Below are 22,181 nucleotides of genomic sequence, written 5' to 3' on the forward strand. Positions count from 1 at the left end.
GTTGATAGTATGTATTCTTAATTTTAGTCATTATTAAAATATCTTAAATGTATGTTCATAATTGCAGAGAATAAAATTTAAAAAATAAAAAATATGAACTATTATTCATTAATTATAATTTTGTGATTATATAATTATATAATATGTACATTAAAAACTTTTAATATTTTATTATTACTTAAGCATCAACGTAATACCGTGGAATATTTACCGATATTTATTGATCTCAAAAATAGGCCAGTGTTAGTAGTTGGGGGAGGCGCTGTTGCTGCACGAAAAATACACATGCTACAAAGGGCGGGGGCTACTATTACAATAGTAGCCCCCGCCCTTTGTACAGAATTAAAAAAAGTTTTAATTAAACAAAATATCAGTTGGATTAGTAAAAATTTTCAACCTATTATGTTAAATAAAGTAACTTTAGTGATTGTAGCAACCAATGATTCTAAATTAAATACTTTAATATACCAAAATGCTGAAAAACACAATATATTAATAAATACTGTGGATGACAAAAATAAATGTTCATTTATTTTCCCTGCTATTGTTGATCGTAATCCTGTTTTAATAGGAATTTCTTCTTGCGGAAAAGCGCCTATTTTAGCACGTATTTTACGTGAAAAACTTGAATTGTTATTACCAAAGTCTCTGGGATTTGTAGCAAAATTGGCGGGAACATGGCGTAATAAAGTAAAACAGCATATCGTAGATACAGTACTTAGGCGTCAGTTTTGGGAGAAAATATTTTATAATGGGCACGTTGTTACCTTAATGGAAAAAGGTCGCCCTAAAGAAGCCAATAAAGTTTTAAATTATGCGCTTAACAATTCTGTAAAAAATAAGAATAATAAAAAAGGTCATGTCACGTTAGTAGGAGCGGGGCCCGGAGATACAGGATTGTTAACTATCAGAGGATTGCAAGTAATACAACAAGCAGATATCATACTATATGATTATTTAGTTAATTCAGATATTCTAGATTTAGCCCGGCGCGATGCTGATAAAATTTGTGTTGGAAAACATGTTGGGAATCATTCAATTTCTCAAAAAAAACTCAATCAATTTATAGTACAATTAGCGCAAAAAGGAAATAAAGTCGTTAGACTGAAAGGAGGAGATCCATTTATTTTTGGACGGGGCGGAGAGGAATTACAAGCAATATCGGAGGCAGGTATTGCTTTTCAAGTAGTTCCTGGTATTACAGCAGGAATCGGAGTTGCGGCTTATTCTGGTATTCCTTTAACTCATAGAAAATATGCTCATAGTGTTGTTTTTATTACAGGACATAATACAAATGGCGATAATCAATTTAATTGGAACAGTTTATCGAACAATCAACAGACATTAGTCATTTACATGGGTAAGGTTAATGCTATAAGTATTAGGAATAATCTAATCATTCATGGAAGAAATATGCATACGCCCGTAGCCGTAATTAGTCGAGGGACATATCAAGATCAAAAAATTTTAATTGGGACCTTAATTGAATTAGAAAAATTGACACAAATGGCTGATTATCCCGCTTTGTTAGTTATTGGCGATGTCGTGTCATTGCATAGTAAAATTAATTGGTTTGGTCAAAAAGCATTGCATTATTATCTTATTAATTCAATTATTAATTTGATATAAGTTAAAAGGACAATGTATGATCCACAATAGAAAGCATATTACTTATTTTCATAGATTAGAATCAGAAAGTATCTATATTATTCGTGAAGTAGTTGCTGAGTTTCAAAAACCAGTCATGTTATATTCTATAGGTAAGGATTCTTCAGTAATGTTACATTTAGCTCGAAAAGCATTTTATCCGAGCGCATTACCTTTCCCCTTATTACATATAGATACTGGTTGGAAATTTCATGAAATGTATTTATTTCGAGACAATACCGCTAAATCTTATGATTTAGAGTTATTAGTGCATAAAAATCCAGAAGGAATATCTATGGGAATCAACCCATTTATTCATGGTAGCGCTAAACATACAGATATTATGAAAACAGAAGGATTGAAACAAGCATTACATCAATATAGTTTTGATGCAGCTTTCGGAGGCGCTCGCCGGGATGAAGAAAAAGTTAGGTCTAAAGAACGGATTTATTCGTTTCGAGATAAATTTCATTGTTGGAATCCTAGAAAACAACGTCCGGAATTATGGCATAATTATAATAGCAAAATTAATAAAGGAGAAAGTATTCGTGTATTTCCTTTATCCAATTGGACAGAATTAGATATTTGGCAGTATATTTTTTTTGAAAAAATTGATATAGTATCATTATATTTAGCTAAAAATCGACCTGTGATTCGTAGGAATGGTAATTTGATTATGGTGGACGACGATCGAATCAATCTTACATCTGAAGAAGTTGTAGAAACACGTATGGTACGATTTCGTACGTTGGGATGTTGGCCATTAACCGGAGCGATTGAATCTCGAGCAGAGACATTACCTGCAATAATTGAGGAAATGTTAATATCTAAGAAAAGTGAGCGCCAAGGTCGAATCATTGATTTTGATCAATCTGGATCTATGGAAAGTAAAAAACGTCAAGGTTATTTCTAAAGGATCATTATGATTAACACCATAGAGCAGGAAATTATCAATCATGGAGGAATTGAAAATTATTTATATGCGCAACAACATAAAATGTTGTTGCGCTTTCTTACATGTGGTAGCGTAGACGATGGTAAAAGTACCTTGATAGGCCGGTTGTTGCACGATTCTTATCAAATTTATGATGATCAGTTATCTATTCTTTATACGGATAGCAAAAAAATTGGTACTCAAAAAAATAAATTAGACTTAGCATTGCTGGTAGATGGATTACAATCGGAACGCGCGCAAGGTATTACTATAGATGTTGCTTATCGTTATTTTTTTACTAAAAAACGTAAATTTATCATTGCTGATACTCCAGGGCATATAGAATATACAAAAAATATGGTTACTGGTGCTTCTACTAGCGAATTGGCTATTTTATTAGTTGATGCTCGTAAAGGAATACAGAGTCAAACTAAAAGGCATTGGTTTATCACTGTACTTCTAGGTATTCAGTATATTATAGTGGCAATTAATAAAATGGATTTAATAAATTATAACCAAAAAATATTTCAAAAAATTAGCAAAGAATATTTAGAATTTACTAAGAAACATTTACCGACTGAGATACATACAACATTTATTCCAATATCTGCTGTAGACGGGGATAATGTTACGACATTATCAACAAATATGAAGTGGTACAAAGGACCTACATTGTTGGAAATGTTAGAAAATATCCAGATTAATGATTCCTTACACTTCGAGCAACAAGAATTACGCTTTCCAGTACAGTATGTAATTCGTCATAATTTAGATTGCCGAGGTTATGTTGGCACTATTGCTTCCGGTAGTATGCATGTTGGACAACGTATTAATATTTTTCCTTCCAATACTACTTCTACTATTAAACGTATTATTAAATTTCATGAGGATCAAACACATGCTGGGGCTAGAGAGGCAATTGCTATAACTTTGGAAGATGATCTTGACGTTAGTCGTGGAGATATGATAATTGATTCTCATGCTACTATTACACCAGTTCAGAATGCGTTGGTAGATGTGGTATGGATGAAAAAAGAAGCATTAAAAAAAAATCAATATTTTAATGTCAAGATTGCTACTAAAGTTGTAAGAGCGCAGGTAAAAAATATAGAATACCAAATAGATATTAATACCTTGCAATCTCAAAAGACAAACACAATTTCACTCAATGGAATTGGACTAGCAAGGTTGTTATTTGATGAGCCACTGATACTAGATCAATATTCTCATTACCCAATAACTGGTAGTATGATATTTATTGATTTATTAACCAATGAGACTGTAGGAGCTGGAATGGTTCGTACTCCTATCGCGCCTCATAAGTTTAAGTATACTAAAAATTATAGTGAATTTGAATTGGCATTACATGAATTTATTCGTTTTCATTTTCCTCATTGGAAAATCCAAGACTTATCATGATGATAATCATATTATGATTCATAAAAATATCAATCGTATATCTAACAAAAATATTTTTTGGAATACTTGTTATATAACACAACAAGATCGTGAGCTTTTACATAAACATCGAGCTATATTGTTATGGTTTACAGGGCTATCAGGATCCGGTAAGTCAATTTTAGCTAATGTTTTAGAAACAAAATTACATCATAGAAATATCAGTACATATATGTTGGATGGAGATAATGTCCGACATGGATTGTGTCGAGATTTAGGATTTAGTGATCATGATCGACATGAAAATATGCGTCGAGTAGGGGAAACAGCGCGATTGATGGTTGATGCTGGCGTAGTAGTATTAGCTACTTTTATTTCTCCTTATCATCGTGAGCGTCAAATGGTACGTAATATGTTTCCCATCAATCATTTTATTGAAATATTTGTTGATACACCCTTTAATGTGTGTGAACAACGTGATTCAAAAGGTTTGTATAAAAGAGCTAGATTAGGTGAAATAGAAAATTTTACTGGTATAAGTTCTCCTTATGAACGACCAAAAAAACCAGATATACATTTAGATGGGCAAAAATCGATCACAGAGTTAATCAATCAAATATTGCGATCATCGTGTATTGAGCATTTGTCTAAAATAAACTTATCTATCTAATATAGATGTAATATAAATTTATATACTTAATAATTTGTATGATTAATCATATTCTATGATGAATGGATACTATCTTTAGTAAAGATTATTTTGTTTTAATAGAAACACAATAATTTTTATATTTTATAATTAAAATAAATCTTTTAAAAAAAAAATACTCTTTTATAATAAAATTATCATAAATTATGATGATTTTTTAAATCGGTCATTTTAACATGTATTATAAGTTTATATCAATAACTACAATTATATATTTAATGACCATAAGTTACCTATTTAATAGATTTTTATTCATTATCAGTAACAGCGAGTTGGGTATATTGTGAATATAATCGATTAATTAATGTAAAATATAATGAATTAGCGTAAAAATGAATAAGTTAAATTGTATATTCGTGGCATTGTTGGCTTGGTTACAATATTCACTTTGGTTAGGAAAAAATGGTATTTGTGATTTAATAAATATCCATAATACAATTACATTATATAAAAATATTAATAATATTGATCAACTAAAGGTTCGCAATAATCAATTATTATATGAAATTTATGATTTACTTCATGGATATGAAGCAATCGAGGAACGATCAAGATATGACCTTGGTATGATTAAACACGGTGAAACTTTTTATCTAATAACATTGTAACAGCAATATTAATTAAATAAAAGTCAACGATGGTTTAATTATTTTGATATATGTGGGTGTTTATACTAAATATGTTGAAAAAAAAAATTCCATACATTACTGCTATCCTTCCAGCAGCAGGCACTGGGAAACGCATGAAAAGTTTATTGCCGAAACAATACTGCACCATAGGTGATAAAACTTTGATTGAACATTCTATGAACGCCTTATTATGTCAATCCTGCATTCGTCATTGCATCGTAGTAATTAATGCGCGTGATCATTGGTTTCGTCAATTATCTATTTCTTACGATCCTAGAGTTAGTGTAGTTGTTGGAGGACACACTCGAGCTGATTCAGTTATGGCTGGATTACAGCATGTAAAAAAATCAGTTTGGGTTATTGTGCATGACGCGGTGCGTCCTTGTTTACATCATGAAGATTTATTACGGCTTTTTGAGATCACAAAATTTTCTCAAGTAGGTGGAATTTTAGCAATACCAATTTGTAATACTATTAAACGAACTTACTGTGGGACTAATTTTATAAGATATACTGTAGATCGTGAAAATTTATGGCATGCTTTAACTCCACAGTTGTTTAATTATGATCTTTTAAAATATTGTCTTAAAAAAGCTTTAAAAAATAGAGTAACTGTTACTGATGAAGCATCAGCAATAGAATATTGTGGGTATAAATCCATTGTGATACACGGTCGTTCTGATAATATAAAAGTTACTCATCAAAATGATTTAAAATTAGCTAACTTTTATTTATCTAAATTATATAAAAAAACTTAACAAGGATTGTAAGCATGTTACGTATTGGTTATGGGTTTGATGTGCACCAATTTGGAGGATGTCGACCGCTTACCATTGGGGGTGTGAGTATTCCCTGTATGAAAGGAATTAAAGCGCATTCTGATGGCGACGTGATGATGCATTCACTAATCGATGCTTTATTGGGAGCTGCCTGTTGTGGTGATATTGGGTCGATGTTTCCGGATACTGATGCTAAATATAATAATATAGATAGTCGAAAATTGTTACGAATTGCATGGGAAAAAATTACCATGCAAGGATTCTTATTAGAAAATATAGATATTACTGTAATCCTACAAATCCCAAAGATAAACACATATATTTATCAGATGAAACATCATTTATCTCAAGATTTAAATTGTTCAGTAACTAGTATTAATATAAAAGCCACTACAACTGACACACTGGGATATATTGGCCGATCTGAGGGTATTGCGTGTATAGCAGTCGTGTTATTAACACGTTAAACATTTATTAAAATAATAAAATACGTATATTTCTATTTCATAGTTCACATATAAATCTATCAATACGATAGATTTATCTAAGAATTATTTTAATTATTATTACGGTTATAATGATGTGTAACTAATTCTAGATAAATTAATATACAAAATATATGTGATATTCTAATATTTATTATCTATTAGTAAATTACTACAACCAGTATCATCAGATCCTATATAAAGATATAGGATGTATATTATCGTGCACACATTTATATGTGATATGTATATTGAATATAAATATTATGATTTATAAAAAATATAAAATTATTCTTATTTTATAAGATACTTATTTAGTTTTTAATATATACTATATGCCGGTGATTTTTTTATAAAAAAATATTTAAATATTAAAAATATATAATAACGATTCTAAAAAATTATTAAAAATAATTTTATTGTTGTATGCAACAAGTAAATATTATATACTGATTATTAATACGTAGCATTGGGATGTATGTTAAATTTATGAATTGTTTATTTGATTATATAAAATATATTTAATATTAATGTCGAATGCATATGTATTATTCGTATATTGTATGATTCTTAAACAAATAAATTATCAATAGAAAATAAGCAGGGAGCAGGGGAGTTTAGCACATCTATTATGCTAGTAGATAGTAGCAGATCGATAATTTATATAATAGTAGTTCTTGTATCTCTAGAGGGGTGCTCTGGAGATAATATCCATAGATACCATAATAAATGCACGTCACAATCCCTGAATTCTGATGTTATTACTATTTATATGCCTCAAGATAAAAAGAAAAATATACGGTATCCACAGATAATACCTGTGGCTGCTAACATTCATAAGTACAATCATACAAATTACAGTTCTTATCACAAGTCTACATATACGGTAAAATCAGGTGATACTTTATTTTATATTGCTTGGATTACGGGAAATAATTGTTTAAATTTAGCAAAAATCAATAATATTAAAAATATAAATGTATTAAAAGTAGATCAAGTGCTAATAGTACGTCGTAATATAATGTGGTTATATTTTGAAAAATTCTTAAGAAAAATTTTTATTCCTTTTGATAGCGGTAATAATGCTTTTAAAAAAATATTATTTTTTGTTAAAAAACAATTGTTTTATTCTAGTACGTATAACAATACTTATTCTAATATGGACATGTCTTATAATATGGTTTCTAGTTCAACAGCATCAGACTCAGCAACAATCAAGAACTGGTATTGGCCAACAAATGGTATAATTATTAATACTTTTTCTGATTCTGAAAGAGGTAGTAAAGGAATTGATATATCTGGTGCTTTAGGGCAACCTATTTTAGCTACCGCTAATGGAAAAGTAGTATATATTGGAAATACATTGAAAGGATACGGTAACTTGATTATCATCAAACATGATAATAACTATCTTAGCGCTTATGCGCATAATGATATGATATTAGTTAATGAACAACAAATAGTTAAGATGGGCGACAAGATTGCAACCATGGGTAACAGCGGAACTAATGAAGTAAAATTACATTTTGAAATCAGATATAAAGGAAAATCTGTAGATCCTTTATTTTATCTCCAAAATAGGTAATTTAAATTGATTACAAATTAATATTATATTTCGAATATACGAAAATATTTTATTTGTATAAATAAATATTACTTTTTATGATTGAATTAATTTAATGATTATTTGAAATATTTTAGTTTAAATAATTTTGGTCAGTTATTAACGTAAAAATACATGCACATGGTTTTATATTTTATTTTTCAGGTATATACATTAGGTTTATATCTATTGATATGCTTTAATTATACAAGAAAGATCATCTTTTTTAATTTAATAAAATATAGTATCGAGCATATATAATAATATATTTATGCGATTACGATATTAATCAAAACAATAAAATGTATCGCAATTTCAGTGCGGCAACAAAGTTATGGTAACTGTGGAAAATTATATTATGTTTTATTCATTTTGTTGCAAAAAAATATGTTTAAAATGATAACGATATTTGAGGAATATTGTAGTAACAGTGTTAATGCACTTTGATACTTCTGATTTATTTCAAAATAACATTGGAATACATATCTATACATATACTAATGAAATGTTGTTAGAAACAATATTTAACAAATACAAACGTATATTATTAATCAAAAAAAATTACATCCATGTTTTTAAAATTATATATAGAAATAGTTTGATACTATTGCTTAAATACTTATCTATTATTATTTATGAATATAAGAAAAAATTATTTATAAAAATTTTAAACTTTGTATTTTTTGAAATTTATTTGTAAAATAGTAAATTACTATATTATTAATAATAATTGGTGATATTTAAGTAGAAAATGAATTTCTATATACTTTAAATATACATAATATTCTGTGATTTTGATTTCTATCTTTTTGAAAATTGTTTATAATACAGAGTAATACGAGCTATATATATGGAATTTTATTCCATGATGGAATCTACATGTACAAAAATATTGATGATATTCGTCAAGAATTTCTTAATTTTTTTAAAAAAAAAGGACATGAAATTATTTCAAGTAGTACTTTGATTCCTAGTAGTGATCAAACATTATTATTTACTAACTCCGGTATGAATCAGTTTAAAAATATATTTTTAGGAATTGATAAGCCATTATTTAAGCGTGTTGCTACCGCGCAACGTTGTGTACGTGCTGGAGGTAAACATAATGATTTAAATAATGTTGGATATACTGAGCGGCATTTAACATTTTTTGAGATGTTAGGTAATTTTAGTTTTGGAGATTATTTTAAAAATGAGGCTATTCAATTTGCTTGGGAGTTATTAACAGACGTTAATTGGTTCAATTTATCTAAAAATAAATTATGGGTAACAGTACATAATTGCGATGGTGAATCTTATGATATTTGGTCAAATCAAATAGATATCCCTAATGAACATATTGTTAAAATTGGTAGTAATACAAACGATTTTTGTGATTCTGATAATTTTTGGCAAATGGGAAATATCGGTCCTTGTGGACCTTGTTCAGAAATATTTTATGATCGCGGTGATCGATTTCAAGGAGGACCTCCTGGCAGTTTAGAAGAATTTGGGGAAAGATATGTTGAAATTTGGAATTTAGTATTTATACAATTTGATCGTCAAGAAAATGGTCGTCTTTTATCACTCCCTATGTTATCAGTAGATACTGGAATGGGGTTAGAACGTATTACTTCAATATTGCAAGGAGTAAATAGTAATTTTTCTATTGATGTATTTAAAAAATTAATATCTTCTATATCTCGAATCATGAAAATTAATGATATCTATATAAATAGATCTGTGTATGTGATTGCTGATCATATACGTGCATGTTCATTTTTAATCCAAGATGGAGTCCTCCCTGCCAATGAAGGACGTGGTTATGTATTACGTCGTATTATTCGTAGAGCTATTCTTCATGGAAAAAAATTAGGTGTAAATGATATTTTTTTTTACAAATTAGTTTCTCCTCTTATTAAATATATGCACCATATAGCTGATATTTTACATGAAAAGAAAGATTTTATAGCAGAAATTTTACTTAGTGAAGAAAAATTATTTCAAGATACTTTAAAAAGAGGTTTAGAATTATTAGAAAAACAATTAATACGATTAAAAGGAAATTGCCTAAATGGTGAAATAGCATTTAACTTATATGATACTTATGGATTTCCATTTGAATTAACTCAAGATGTCTGTTTAAAACGTGGCATACACGTAGATCAAGAAGGATTTGATCAAGCCATGTTGACACAAAAAAAATATGCAAAAGAACTAAATAAATTTGATATAAGTTATGAAAAGTTATCACTTTGTAATGTATCAAGCATATTTGTTGGATATGATAAACTGATTTGTAAATCTCGAGTAATGGCATTGTTCCAAAACAATAAATCAATAAATAAAATTTATACAAAAGAAGAAGGAATAGTGATTCTGAATAATACCCCTTTTTATGGAGAATCTGGAGGTCAAATTGGAGATTGTGGTCAATTAAATACTATATCCGGATTTTTTCAGGTTACCAATACGAAAAAATATGGACAAGCAATAGGTCATTTAGGGATAGTCAATAGCGGGACTATTAGCGTTGGGGAGGAAATAGTAGCTCAAGTAGATCAACATAAAAGGAAATGCATTTCTTTAAATCACTCCGCTACGCATTTGCTACATGCTGCGTTATCTCAAGTTCTCGGATCTCACGTAACGCAAAAGGGATCCTTGGTGAACGATCGATACTTACGGTTTGATTTTTGTCATCATGCAACGATGACGACAATACAAATGAATACAGTAGAAAATATTGTAAATGAACAAATTTGGAAGAATGCTCCAATTACAGTTGATGTGATGCCAATAGAACTAGCTCGAAATAGTGGAGCTGTAATATTGATAAATAAACAATATGATAAAAAAGTTCGTGTTCTAAAAATAGGAAATTTTTCTACTGAATTATGCGGAGGAACCCATGCTGAGCATACTGGAGAAATTGGTGTATTTGTGATTACTAAAGAATGTAGTATTGCTGCTGGTATTAGACGTGTTGAAGCAGTAACTAATAACGTAGCATTATCTGCAATACATCAATATAAAATGTTACTTAAAAATATTTTTCAATCGACTCAAAGTGATGATAAAAATATTTTAAGTAAAATACATGAATTTAAATGTCGTTATCAAAAATTGGAAAAAGAAATAGATGCTTTAAGAAATCAACAAATTATACAACAAAGTTTATCATTTATTAAAGATGTCTATTATATTAAAGATGTGCGAATCTTAGTTAAGCAGGTTATCAATATGACGCCAAAAACATTATTTAATATGACAGATTGTATTAAACATCAGTTAAAATCAGGAGTGATTGTTCTTATTAATCTGAATACAAACAAAAAAATTAATTTAGTAGTAGCTGTAACTAAAGATTTAATAGAACGTAATCGTATAAACGCTTTATCTTTAGTTCAGTATATCATTAAGATCCTCGGCGGAAAAGGCGGAGGTAGACTAGATTTTGCTCAAGCCGGTATTAACAATATGGCAACTACATCCAAAATATCTATTGAAGTAAATTCCTTATTACATAATATATTGTAAATAATTGCACAATTATATTAAAAGTTGTTTTAAAATAAAAATTATTAATGTGTTCTTAAAGTGGTGCGTTAAAATTTTACAAACAGTATAAATATCATATGCAGATGTTTATTTTATATTGTTCAAAAATTTTAAAAACAGTAAAATTTAAGAAGTCCGGTTATTTGAATTTTTCAAGGAGTAAAGAATGCTTATTCTGACTCGACGAGTTGGTGAAACTCTCGTCATTGGAGATGAGGTTACAGTAACTGTATTAGGTATTAAAGGGAACCAAGTCCGTATTGGTGTAAATGCTCCCAAGGAGATATCTATACACCGAGAAGAAATTTATCAACGTATCAAATCTGAAAAATCACAACAGAATTTGTGCTAAATTTATTATTTTATAAAATAAATTTCCAAACATAGTAATTTTATGATAAAAAATTTAGTTGTAAATTACATAAAAACAACGTAATGTAGCAGGGAGTTTTTGATCATAAGAAAGAACAAAATAGCCAATAACTGGAATGGATAGAAAATTCAGTGAGGTGGCCGAGTGGCTGAAGGCACTCCCCTGCTAAGGGAGTATATGGTTCTTAACACTGTGTCGAGGGTTCAAATCCCTCCCTCACTGTTAGTAGTGACGATGCACCCGTAGCTCAATTGGACAGAGCACTCGGCTACGAACCGAGCGATCGGAGGTTCGAATCCTCTCGGGTGTATTGTTTGACATTTAAAATTATTGAATAGTAAAAATTTAATTAATTAGTTATAAAAACAATTTTTCATTGCAATGAAAAACTAAAAATATTAAAGATTGTGTTTATTCTAACTCAGTATGAATATATAATAAATTTGTTCGTGTGTTTGCTTTGATTTTGAGCCATAGAGATGTTTAAAAAATTATCCAATAAAATATCACAATCAATACGCAATATTGTTGGTTCTGGGCGTTTAACAGAAAACAATATTAAAGAAACTTTAAATATGGTTAAGATTGCCTTACTAGAAGGAGATGTAGCATTACCTGTAGTACACGGTTTTGTTAATACAGTTAAAGAAGGTATAATAGGAAGCGATATAAACAAACATTTAACTCCGGGTCAAGAATTTATTAAAATTATGCATGCCTCTTTAGTAAAAATTATGGGAGAAGGATCCAATAATTTAAATTTAAATACTCAAACACCATCAATAATATTAATAGTAGGTGCACAAGGTTCTGGAAAAACTACTACTACCGGAAAACTTGCGAAATTTTTGAAAATCAAAAAAAATAAAAAAATATTAGTAGCGTCAACTGACGTATATAGACCGGCAGGTGTGCAACAATTAAAATCGTTGATAAAATCTGAAGATATAATTTTTTTTGAAGATTGTAATGTTCGGAATAAACCAATTGATATACTGAAAGCAGCATCCATTGTATCAAGATCATTATCTTATGATGTTTTGTTAATAGATACTGCTGGTTGTTTAGACACAGATGATTGTTTGCTTTCAGAACTAGCTGAAATGCATAGCTGTGTTAATCCAATAGAAACTTTATTCATTGTAGATTCTATGATTGGACAAGTAGCTATTAATAGTATAAATGTGTTCAATAAAAATTTGCCATTAACCGGAATTATTTTAACTAAGTTAGATGGGGATTCACGTGGAGGAGTGGCTTTATCTGTTAAATATCTTACCGGAAAACCTATAAAATTCATAGGAACAGGAGAAAAAATTGATGCATTAGAGCCTTTCAATTCATATAGAATAGCTGGACGCATACTTGGAATGGGCGATATACTTTCGTTAATCGAAGATATTGATAACCAATCAAAATGGGTTAAAGAAAAAAAATATATTAATAAAAATAGTGTAGACTTTAATTTATATGATTTTTTAGGTTATATAAAACAAATACGTGGTATGGGAGGAATTAATAAAATAATAGGTAAATTACCTCTTAATCTAGGAGTAAACTTAGATAATATTCAATCATATACACATGACAATACATTCATACGTATGGAATCCATAATTAACTCTATGACTGTGAAAGAACGTATGAATCCAAAAATAATTACTGGATCTAGAAAAAAACGTATTGCTAATGGATCTGGAGTACATGTACAAGATGTCACAAAGTTACTAAACACGTTTAATCATATACGTATTACAATACAGAAAATAAATAAAAATGAAATATTTCAAATGATACGTACATTAAAAAATAAAATATCATCTAAATTTACAATTAATTAAAAAATATTTTATTGTTGAAATTGCTAGATATGCTCATGCTCTTTATTACGCTGAGTTTGTTGGTTTTTTAGTTATTAATTTAAGGTTATACACTTATGGTAAGAATTAGATTAGCGCGAGGAGGTCATAAAAAAACTCCTTTTTATCACATAGTTATTACTGACAGTAGAAATGCACGTGATGGGCGTTTTATTGAACGTGTTGGGTTTTTTAGTCCAATTAAATTTGGTAATCGTACAGGATTACGTGTAAATTTAGAACGTGTAAAATATTGGTTACACAAAGGAGCGAGTCCATCTGATCGTGTTTTAAAATTAATAAAGAATTTGTGAAACATGATGAATATTCAATAAATAAAGAAGATGTTATGATCCCGCCTCTTCATCCCGTAGTAATAGGAAGAATAATAGGAGCATATGGTATATTGGGGTGGGTACGAATATTATCATTTACTGAAAAAAATGATAATATATTTTATTATAGTCCGTATTTTATTATCGTCCAATCTACATGGAAAGAAATTTTTTTAGATAAATGGAAACTAATTGGGAAACGTTATATTGTTAAAATACGAGGAGTCTCAAATAGAAATTCTGCTCAGTCATTAAGTCGTTGCAATATTATTATTGATGAAACACAATTTCCATGTATAAATGATGATGAATATTATTGGAAAGATTTAATAGGATGTGTAGTAATCACTGTACAAGGGAGTCTTTTAGGAGAAATTATCAGTATAATAGAGACTACAGCAAATGATGTTTTGGTAGTAAAAATGTGTCAATATAATCTTTGTAAAATCAAAAATTGCCTTATTCCTTTTCTTATCAAGAGAGTCATTAAAAATATTAACCTTGTTACACGTACTGTTACTGTAGATTGGGATCCTAATTTTTAGTTTTTTAAAATAAAGTATAAAAAAATATGTTGTTAGGTGTGATTACTTTATTTCCAGATATGTTTCAATCTATTGTTCGTTATGGAATAGTAGGTCGAGCAATTCGAAGGGGTATTCTTTCCATAAAATTGTGGAATCCACGTCTGTTTACATATGATCGACACCACAGCGTAGATGCCCGTCCCTATGGAGGAGGACCGGGCATGTTAATGATGATTGAACCCCTGAGAAATGCAATCAATCAAGCGAAAAATGAATTAGGAAATAATATTAAAGTGATTTATCTTTCTCCTCAAGGAAGAAAGCTAAAGCAGAAATATGTATATAAGTTAGCATATGATAATCAGAAATTAATTTTAGTTTGTGGTAGATATCAAGGCATTGATGAAAGATTAATTCAAACGGAAATTGACGAAGAGTGGTCTATAGGAGATTATATACTTAGCGGAGGAGAGTTAGCAGCAATGGTATTAATAGATACGATATCTAGAGTTCTGCCTGGCGTATTAGGAAATCAAGATTCAAAAGAATCAGATTCTTTTTCCAAAGAAAGATTAGATTGCCCACATTATACACGACCAGAAACTTTTGACGGCATGAAAGTACCGTCGGTATTATTATCAGGAAATCATGATGAAATTCATCGTTGGAAACAAAAACAAGCTTTGGGTTGTACTTGGATTAAAAGGCCAGATTTGCTTAATTATACACAATTAACTAATGAGGAAAAAAATTTACTTTCTGAATTTAAAAGTGAATACTTGCTATCTTTAAATAAAAAAACTAGGAAATAATATATATATGTACGAATTAATAAATAATTTCGAAAAAAAACAAATGAAAAAAAATATACCGCACTTACATCCAGGTGATACAGTGGAAGTGAAAACATGGGTCATTGAAGGTAGTAAAAAACGCCTACAAATTTTTGAAGGCGTAGTTATTTCTATTAAAAACCGCGGATTACATTCTGCGTTTACTGTAAGGAAAATTTCTAGCGGAGAAGGTGTAGAGCGAGTATTTCAATCACATTCTCCTGTGATTGAAGAGATTAAAATTAAACGATTTGGTATCGTTCGTCGTGCTAAGTTATATTATTTACGTAATCTTAGCGGAAAATCTGCACGAATCAAAGTACGTATGAATTCATGATACATTTTTTCTTAAAAATATTTAATATAAGTTTAATACATATATTAAGCATTTAGAATTTTATAATCATTTTGTTGATTGTAAATTAGTTTTATAATCATTCGGTATATTTGTTTTTTATAATATAATTAATTAATTCAAAATATTTTAATATTTAAATTTTTAAAAAGTCATGTATCGTTAAAATAATATAATATTATGTATTAAAATTTTAAAAACTACATTCCATACTATGTGTTATTCCATACTATATGTTGTATGAGTAACAATATAACCACCCAGATACGTGTGCTTATATTGTTAAAAGAATCTCATATAAATTCAAAAATTAAATGTAACTCAGTTAATTAACTTATAATAATTTATTGACAATAATAATATAAAACTATATTTACATTAGTTTTATATGTGTATCATAATATGATATATATATTATCATTTTTAATGATCATTAAAGTTTTACGAATTTATTATATAATACATAATTATATTAAGGATAATAATATGCAGAAAAATGAGCGTAACAGTATCTATGTTAATAACACATATTCAATAATTACTCCTGAGCAATTAAAAACTCAATTTCCTGTAACACATTTGGAACAGAAAACCATTTTGGATTCTCAAAATATAATTATGAATATTATTCATAGACGCGATCCGCGCCTACTGGTGATATGTGGTCCTTGTTCTATTCATGATGTCAATGCTGCTTTTGATTACGCTGGTAAATTGAAAACTTTATCAACAGAATTGCAAGATCAATTATATATCGTTATGCGTGTATATTTAGAAAAACCTCGTACTAGTATTGGTTGGAAAGGATTAATTAACGATCCGCATATGAATGACTCCAACGATATTGAATTGGGTTTAAAGATTGCTCGACATATGTTGGTGAAATTAATAAAAATTGGATTACCACTTGCTACTGAAGTATTAAATCCATATATTCCACAATATATTGGAGAGCTCTTCAGTTGGTCATCTATTGGAGCGCGTACTACGGAATCTCAAATACATAGAGAAATAGCTTCTGGATTGTATACGCCTGTAGGCTTTAAAAATAGCACCAGCGGGAATTTTTCTAATGCAGTTAACGCGATACATGCTGCAATGATGCCTCATCGTTACATTAGTATCAATCAATCTGGCCAGGTATGTTTACTGCATACTAAAGGTAATCTTAATGCTCATATAATTTTACGAGGAGGAGAAAATCCTAATTATTATCCGGAAGATATTATTGGTTGTGAAAAGAAAATAACAGAAGCAGGATTGCCTTTAGCATTAATGGTAGATTGCAGTCATGGTAATTCTAACAAAGACTATCGTCGCCAAATTGATGTAGCACGGTCCGTTTCACATCAAATTAAATATGGAAACCGTTCTATTATTGGATTGATGATTGAAAGTTATATTTATTCTGGTAATCAATCTATAAATTTATCATCTTCTACAACGCAATACGGAGTATCAGTTACCGATGCGTGTATAGATTGGAAAACAACCAAACATTTACTGTATGATTTGCATAAAGAATTAAAACCATTTCTTATCAATCGTATATCAGGAGCTGGAATGGTATGACAAAGGAACTAAATATTTTGCGAAACAGCATCGATAAAATAGATCAGAATTTATTAAAGTTATTATCTAAACGACTTTCTTTAGTCTCTGAAGTAGGAGAAATAAAAAGTCGTTATGGATTATTTATTTATTCACCAGATAGAGAAGAAATGTTGGTTGCCTGTCGGAGGCGAGAAGCATTAGAATTGGGTATTTCTCCAGATTTAGTAGAAGATATATTGCGTCGTATTATAAGTGAATCTTATTATAATGAAAATGAAAAAGGATTTAAAACGTTGCATCCAAATTTAGGCCCAGTCGTTATAATTGGTGGAAAAGGGCGAATGGGGCAATTTTTTTCTAAAATGTTGACTTTATCTGGATATAAAATAAGGATTTTAGATAAAGATGACTGGGTACATGCACAGTCAATGCTGACAGATGCCGGTATGGTGATAATCAGCGTTCCTATTCATTCCGTTACTGATGTAGTTGGTAAATTATCATATTTACCTCCAAACTGCATTATAGTAGATTTATCATCTGTAAAAAAAATATCCTTAAATGCTATATTAGCTATGCATGGTGGTCCAGTATTAGGATTACAGCCTATGTTTAACCCAGACCATGGAAGTATGGTAAAACAAGTAGTAATTTACTGCGAAGGACGTTCTCCAGAATCGTATCAATGGTTATTAGAACAAATACAATTGTGGGGCGCAAGGTTACATTTCTGCAATACAACAGAACATGATCAATATATGAGCATTATGCAAGGATTATGTTATTTTATTACATTTGTAACTGGATATTATTTTTCAAAAGAAAACGTTAATTTAAAACAAATGCTGTCTATTTCTTCACCAACATTTCGATTAAAACTAATAACAATAGGGAGATTATTTGCTCAAGATCCTCAGTTATATGCAGACATCATCATGAATTCCAAAAACAATCTTATATTAATTAAACGTTATTATAGGAGATTAGGTAGGATTTTGATATTATTAGAACGGAATAAAAAACAAGAATTTATTGATCAATTTAAAAAAATTCAAAATTGGTATGGTTCATATACCGATCTTTTTTTTAAAGAAAGTCGTAAAATATTGCGTCAAATTGATAATTATAAAGATAATTTATAGAGTAAATAATAATTTTTAATAATTATTGTAATTATATTTAATAATTTTTGATTAAATCTATTTATTTAGATCCAAGAGTTTTCTATATAAGATAATTTTTTAATTTAAATATTATTTAGTATACTAATATGTGTATTTGTTTTTTAATATTGTTGAAATAATACTATATGATCACATATTTATTATTTTCTGTATTTAGCTTGTGAAGAATATAGTTAACAACATATAATTGTAACAATTTTTCATTTTAATGGAAAACTACATTAGTAGGCGGCGTCACTTGATAACAACCTAATATTTTCAATGAATAGGTAATTTTTTGTAATTCTATAAGAATATGTTGTATGTATACATTATTTATGTGCGCCATCAATTCAATAATAACTATGTTTCTCGGTCTCTCGTATGATAAAAGACGTGGTCTTAAATAAGTTATTTTAGTATTGTAAAAGTGTAATACTTTTAATATTTCGCATAATTTCTCTGATTGCTCTTGAACAGAAATAATAAGAATAGTTTTTGTGGTTATAGAATGATTAAAAATTGCAATATTTGTATTTTTTAAAATAATAAATCTAGTTGTATTTTTATGAGAATTAGAGAGATTATATGTCAATAGTGAATGCAATCCATAAAATTGGCCTCCTTGTTTATTGCCTAAAGCTCCTAAATTAGATTGATTTAATTTAGATACTATTTCCATGGCAACTGCGCTACTTTCACAGAATACAATTTTCCATGTCAAGAAATGTTTTAAAAATTCACTGCATTGTTGAACGGGTTGAGGATGACTGTATATAATTTGAATTTGATTTATATCAGTATGATTATTGACTAAAATACAATGCTTTATAGGAATAGTAATTTCATCTACTAACGACAATCGGGTGTTTAGTAATAAATCGCCTATTTCATCAATTAATCCAGAATTAGAATTCTCGATGGGAACTACACCATATTCTGCATGATCACATTCTACTAAATTAAAAATATCATCAAATCTTCGACAGCTATGTTCTACTACTTGATTAAAATGACGGCTACTAGCATATTGCATAGCGGCAATATGAGAATATGATCCCTTAGGACCCAAAAATGCTATATGCACTGTAGATTTATAAATCATAATAAAATTCATTACCGTAATATTTAATATTCAAATATAACATTTTTAGATAATTGCAGTTTCCGTAGTGCAACAGTATCATTATAAATTAATATTTATTTATATGGATGAATATTACATTCCTTATGTATATTATATTATTAATTTAATTAATACATGTTTTAAACATTGTATCAATCATATGATATCTACAAAAATAGATATAGATATCATATTTATAAAAGAGTATATTTAATATACTGGATTAGCAGTAATGATTTTTGCTACTTTTTTAGCTTGATCTGGCAAATATATATTTTGATAAGCTTGCTGCATATAATACAGTGCTTTACGAGTTGCTTGAGTATCTGGAAAGTGATATAACATTTTTTCTACACGAGCTATTACTGATATATAAGCATGTTTTTTAGAATAAAATTTCACAATGGAAAGTTCATATTCAGCTACTCTATTTTTTAAAAAAATTAAACGTTTGTAAGCGTCTAAAGAATATTGACTATCTGGATATTGGCGTATAAGTCTTACAAAGGTATGGAATGCTATACATGCATACACGGGATTACGATCAAACCAGTTTATATTTAAATATTTTATTAATTTTTTATTATCTTCATCTAAGCACATGTTGATTACGCCATGCATGTATAATACATAATCAAAATGTTTATGATTAGGATATAATTTAAAGAAATGTTCTATATAATTATTTGCAGATTTTAAATCGTTTAATTTGTAATAAGCATAAATTAAGTCTAAATAAATTTGTTGCGGACAAGGATCTAATAGATATAAATTTAGTAAATTCATCAAATCCTGTGTAGCTTCTTTATAATCAGCATTATACAATTTGTTTTGAGCGGATTTGTAAAGATTATAAGTAGCATCATTTACAATGTTAACAGAAGCAGAGGCATAAGAAATCATAATGATACTAATAATTAATATTATCATTATATAGTATTGAATACGTCTCATAAAATTTTTTATTAATACTCCTTAGTAGTATGTAGATATTAGCAAATAATATGTATGTACGTTTATTTAAATGAATGCAGCATACAACAATTTGGTTGAATTTAGTATTCAACCGCATATTAATATGATAACACCTGAATCTTACATTATAAAACCTATGATTGTGCAGGCATCGCAATCTGGAAAACGATTAGATTGTATTCTTTCTGAATTACTACCAAATTATTCACGTTCTAAAATAAAATGTTGGATCCTTTCTAAAAAAGTAAACGTTAATAATCAGACGGTTATTATACCTAAAAAAAAAATGATGGGCGGTGAATTCATTGAAATAAAAGATATTGTTAATATCGATAATAATAGTATAGTTCCTCAAGATATTCCTCTTGATATTGTATATGAAGACGATGATATTGTAGTAATAAATAAAGCAAAAAATATGGTAGTTCATCCTGGCGCTGGCAACCATTCAGGTACTATACTAAATGCTTTGTTATATAAATATCCAGCTATCACAGAAGTATTCCGATCAGGTATTGTTCAACGGTTAGATAAGGACACCACTGGTTTAATGGTCGTCGCTAAAAACATGATTGCATATCACAGTTTGTTACGATTATTCAAAAAAAGAAAAATTGTTAGGGAATATGACGCGGTAGTTCTCGGAAATTTTTTGCATAATGAAGGGACAATCAATCAACCTATTCGAAGACATGCTGTTCATCGTACTCGCATGACAGTTAATCCTATGGGAAAATCGGCCATAACTCACTATTCTATTATAGAATCATTTGGAATGTATACTAGAATTCGTGTACGTCTTGAAACTGGAAGAACTCATCAAATTCGTGTACATATGGCTTACATTAATCATCCATTGCTAGGAGATCATAAATACGGAAAATCAACTTATTTCATTAAAGGTGTATCTGATACAGTCAATGACTGTTTACATGTTTTAAATCGCCAAGCATTACATGCAGCTACATTGCAATTATGTCATCCTATTACTAGAATAAAAATGAAATGGGATGTGCCTTTACCAAAGGATATTATAAAATTAATAAATATATTAAGAAAAAATGAAAGACATTTTAAATAGCATTATTATATATATCTTATGATAGAGATTTTTTGTGTACAATCGTTACTGAATATAGTCATGGACTTGTAATTTTTCGCTCGAAAATCACATCTTAAACTCACTGTAGTGAAATATCATATATTTATAAATTTATAGTTGTATTGCTCTTTAGGTGAATAAAAATATATTTTTATTCCAGTGGTTTAGATGCTTGAATTTTAAGTACCTAATCGCCATATCGATAGGCATATACTGGACTACAGGTATTTTTATATTATTTATAAGAGGAAAATG

The 22,181-nt window shown here is 28.9% G+C and carries 20 protein-coding genes and 2 tRNA genes; 20 read left to right on the forward strand and 2 right to left on the reverse strand.

From position 1 onward, the window contains the following. The first annotated feature begins 198 nt into the window (after positions 1 to 198). The 19 genes from cysG (at position 199) to tyrA (ending at position 18,702) form a co-directional block, all read left to right on the forward strand. Positions 199 to 1,629 carry a siroheme synthase CysG gene (gene cysG, locus BCHRO640_RS00825; RefSeq protein WP_015344455.1) on the forward strand — a complete coding sequence of 477 codons (1,431 nt, stop codon included), beginning with the start codon at positions 199 to 201 and terminating at the stop codon, positions 1,627 to 1,629. Positions 1,630 to 1,645: 16 nt separating this feature from the next. Next, complete coding sequence (gene cysD / locus BCHRO640_RS00830; protein WP_015344456.1) at positions 1,646 to 2,560, forward strand: sulfate adenylyltransferase subunit CysD; 915 nt, start codon at positions 1,646 to 1,648, stop codon at positions 2,558 to 2,560. 9 nt (positions 2,561 to 2,569) lie between these two features. Then, positions 2,570 to 4,000: a sulfate adenylyltransferase subunit CysN gene (gene cysN, locus BCHRO640_RS00835; protein WP_015344457.1), complete on the forward strand. Its 1,431-nt coding sequence runs from the start codon at positions 2,570 to 2,572 to the stop codon at positions 3,998 to 4,000. Between the two features lie 13 nt (positions 4,001 to 4,013). Further along, positions 4,014 to 4,649, forward strand: a complete 636-nt coding sequence (gene cysC / locus BCHRO640_RS00840) for an adenylyl-sulfate kinase (protein WP_015344458.1) — start codon at positions 4,014 to 4,016, stop codon at positions 4,647 to 4,649. Between the two features lie 371 nt (positions 4,650 to 5,020). Then, positions 5,021 to 5,296, forward strand: coding sequence for a septum formation initiator family protein (locus BCHRO640_RS00845; RefSeq protein ID WP_015344459.1), 276 nt, complete (start codon positions 5,021 to 5,023; stop codon positions 5,294 to 5,296). Positions 5,297 to 5,367: 71 nt separating this feature from the next. Further along, on the forward strand, positions 5,368 to 6,075 hold the full coding sequence (gene ispD, locus BCHRO640_RS00850; RefSeq protein ID WP_015344460.1) for a 2-C-methyl-D-erythritol 4-phosphate cytidylyltransferase: 708 nt from the start codon (positions 5,368 to 5,370) through the stop codon (positions 6,073 to 6,075). A 14-nt stretch (positions 6,076 to 6,089) separates the two neighbouring features. Continuing rightward, positions 6,090 to 6,563 carry a 2-C-methyl-D-erythritol 2,4-cyclodiphosphate synthase gene (ispF, locus tag BCHRO640_RS00855; protein WP_011282719.1) on the forward strand — a complete coding sequence of 158 codons (474 nt, stop codon included), beginning with the start codon at positions 6,090 to 6,092 and terminating at the stop codon, positions 6,561 to 6,563. Positions 6,564 to 7,212: 649 nt separating this feature from the next. Then, positions 7,213 to 8,166 (forward strand): peptidoglycan DD-metalloendopeptidase family protein, encoded by a 954-nt coding sequence (locus BCHRO640_RS00860; RefSeq protein WP_015344461.1) that lies wholly within the window; start codon positions 7,213 to 7,215, stop codon positions 8,164 to 8,166. Between the two features lie 897 nt (positions 8,167 to 9,063). Next, positions 9,064 to 11,703, forward strand: coding sequence for an alanine--tRNA ligase (gene alaS, locus BCHRO640_RS00870; protein WP_015344462.1), 2,640 nt, complete (start codon positions 9,064 to 9,066; stop codon positions 11,701 to 11,703). Positions 11,704 to 11,890: 187 nt separating this feature from the next. Next, positions 11,891 to 12,076, forward strand: a complete 186-nt coding sequence (csrA, locus tag BCHRO640_RS00875; RefSeq protein ID WP_011282722.1) for a carbon storage regulator CsrA — start codon at positions 11,891 to 11,893, stop codon at positions 12,074 to 12,076. A 151-nt stretch (positions 12,077 to 12,227) separates the two neighbouring features. Further along, positions 12,228 to 12,319 (forward strand) — tRNA-Ser (locus BCHRO640_RS00880). Between the two features lie 14 nt (positions 12,320 to 12,333). Further along, positions 12,334 to 12,407, forward strand: a tRNA-Arg gene (locus BCHRO640_RS00885). Positions 12,408 to 12,576: 169 nt separating this feature from the next. After that, on the forward strand, positions 12,577 to 13,938 hold the full coding sequence (gene ffh, locus BCHRO640_RS00890; RefSeq protein WP_015344463.1) for a signal recognition particle protein: 1,362 nt from the start codon (positions 12,577 to 12,579) through the stop codon (positions 13,936 to 13,938). 95 nt (positions 13,939 to 14,033) lie between these two features. Beyond that, positions 14,034 to 14,270: a 30S ribosomal protein S16 gene (gene rpsP / locus BCHRO640_RS00895; protein WP_015344464.1), complete on the forward strand. Its 237-nt coding sequence runs from the start codon at positions 14,034 to 14,036 to the stop codon at positions 14,268 to 14,270. After that, the gene (rimM, locus tag BCHRO640_RS00900; protein WP_083865965.1) at positions 14,267 to 14,836 is read left to right on the forward strand and encodes a ribosome maturation factor RimM; all 570 of its coding nucleotides are present in this window, start codon (positions 14,267 to 14,269) and stop codon (positions 14,834 to 14,836) included. The genes rpsP and rimM overlap by 4 nt, the downstream gene beginning before the upstream one ends. Positions 14,837 to 14,862: 26 nt before the next feature. After that, on the forward strand, positions 14,863 to 15,630 hold the full coding sequence (gene trmD, locus BCHRO640_RS00905) for a tRNA (guanosine(37)-N1)-methyltransferase TrmD (protein WP_015344466.1): 768 nt from the start codon (positions 14,863 to 14,865) through the stop codon (positions 15,628 to 15,630). Between the two features lie 7 nt (positions 15,631 to 15,637). Beyond that, positions 15,638 to 15,988: a 50S ribosomal protein L19 gene (gene rplS, locus BCHRO640_RS00910; protein ID WP_015344467.1), complete on the forward strand. Its 351-nt coding sequence runs from the start codon at positions 15,638 to 15,640 to the stop codon at positions 15,986 to 15,988. Positions 15,989 to 16,492: 504 nt separating this feature from the next. After that, positions 16,493 to 17,578, forward strand: coding sequence for a 3-deoxy-7-phosphoheptulonate synthase (locus tag BCHRO640_RS00915; RefSeq protein WP_015344468.1), 1,086 nt, complete (start codon positions 16,493 to 16,495; stop codon positions 17,576 to 17,578). Further along, positions 17,575 to 18,702 carry a bifunctional chorismate mutase/prephenate dehydrogenase gene (gene tyrA, locus BCHRO640_RS00920; RefSeq protein ID WP_015344469.1) on the forward strand — a complete coding sequence of 376 codons (1,128 nt, stop codon included), beginning with the start codon at positions 17,575 to 17,577 and terminating at the stop codon, positions 18,700 to 18,702. The genes BCHRO640_RS00915 and tyrA overlap by 4 nt, the downstream gene beginning before the upstream one ends. A 247-nt stretch (positions 18,703 to 18,949) precedes the next feature. On the opposite strand, the gene BCHRO640_RS00925 is transcribed toward tyrA, so the two are convergent. Both BCHRO640_RS00925 and bamD read right to left on the reverse strand, forming a co-directional pair. Continuing rightward, positions 18,950 to 19,828: a prephenate dehydratase domain-containing protein gene (locus BCHRO640_RS00925; protein ID WP_015344470.1), complete on the reverse strand. Its 879-nt coding sequence runs from the start codon at positions 19,826 to 19,828 to the stop codon at positions 18,950 to 18,952. 231 nt (positions 19,829 to 20,059) lie between these two features. Continuing rightward, entirely contained in the window at positions 20,060 to 20,803 is a 744-nt protein-coding gene (bamD, locus tag BCHRO640_RS00930) for an outer membrane protein assembly factor BamD (RefSeq protein ID WP_015344471.1), read from the reverse strand. A 124-nt stretch (positions 20,804 to 20,927) separates the two neighbouring features. On the opposite strand from bamD, the gene rluD reads away from it, so the two are divergent. Continuing rightward, the gene (gene rluD / locus BCHRO640_RS00935; RefSeq protein WP_015344472.1) at positions 20,928 to 21,905 is read left to right on the forward strand and encodes a 23S rRNA pseudouridine(1911/1915/1917) synthase RluD; all 978 of its coding nucleotides are present in this window, start codon (positions 20,928 to 20,930) and stop codon (positions 21,903 to 21,905) included. Positions 21,906 to 22,181: the final 276 nt, after the last annotated feature.

The organism is Candidatus Blochmanniella chromaiodes str. 640 (assembly GCF_000331065.1).
Classification (GTDB): Bacteria; Pseudomonadota; Gammaproteobacteria; order Enterobacterales; family Enterobacteriaceae; genus Blochmanniella; species Blochmanniella pennsylvanica.

Coding starts and splice junctions, on each gene's coding strand:
- rplS (WP_015344467.1), top strand. CDS start 15,638: ATGTACGAATTAATAAATAATTTCGAAAAAAAACAAATGAAAAAAAAT.
- cysD (WP_015344456.1), top strand. CDS start 1,646: ATGATCCACAATAGAAAGCATATTACTTATTTTCATAGATTAGAATCA.
- BCHRO640_RS00860 (WP_015344461.1), top strand. CDS start 7,213: ATGCTAGTAGATAGTAGCAGATCGATAATTTATATAATAGTAGTTCTT.
- cysN (WP_015344457.1), top strand. CDS start 2,570: ATGATTAACACCATAGAGCAGGAAATTATCAATCATGGAGGAATTGAA.
- alaS (WP_015344462.1), top strand. CDS start 9,064: ATGTACAAAAATATTGATGATATTCGTCAAGAATTTCTTAATTTTTTT.
- csrA (WP_011282722.1), top strand. CDS start 11,891: ATGCTTATTCTGACTCGACGAGTTGGTGAAACTCTCGTCATTGGAGAT.
- ispD (WP_015344460.1), top strand. CDS start 5,368: ATGTTGAAAAAAAAAATTCCATACATTACTGCTATCCTTCCAGCAGCA.
- BCHRO640_RS00845 (WP_015344459.1), top strand. CDS start 5,021: ATGAATAAGTTAAATTGTATATTCGTGGCATTGTTGGCTTGGTTACAA.
- tyrA (WP_015344469.1), top strand. CDS start 17,575: ATGACAAAGGAACTAAATATTTTGCGAAACAGCATCGATAAAATAGAT.
- bamD (WP_015344471.1), bottom strand. CDS start 20,803: ATGAGACGTATTCAATACTATATAATGATAATATTAATTATTAGTATC.
- trmD (WP_015344466.1), top strand. CDS start 14,863: ATGTTGTTAGGTGTGATTACTTTATTTCCAGATATGTTTCAATCTATT.
- BCHRO640_RS00925 (WP_015344470.1), bottom strand. CDS start 19,828: ATGATTTATAAATCTACAGTGCATATAGCATTTTTGGGTCCTAAGGGA.
- ispF (WP_011282719.1), top strand. CDS start 6,090: ATGTTACGTATTGGTTATGGGTTTGATGTGCACCAATTTGGAGGATGT.
- rpsP (WP_015344464.1), top strand. CDS start 14,034: ATGGTAAGAATTAGATTAGCGCGAGGAGGTCATAAAAAAACTCCTTTT.
- cysC (WP_015344458.1), top strand. CDS start 4,014: ATGATTCATAAAAATATCAATCGTATATCTAACAAAAATATTTTTTGG.
- BCHRO640_RS00915 (WP_015344468.1), top strand. CDS start 16,493: ATGCAGAAAAATGAGCGTAACAGTATCTATGTTAATAACACATATTCA.
- ffh (WP_015344463.1), top strand. CDS start 12,577: ATGTTTAAAAAATTATCCAATAAAATATCACAATCAATACGCAATATT.
- rluD (WP_015344472.1), top strand. CDS start 20,928: ATGATAACACCTGAATCTTACATTATAAAACCTATGATTGTGCAGGCA.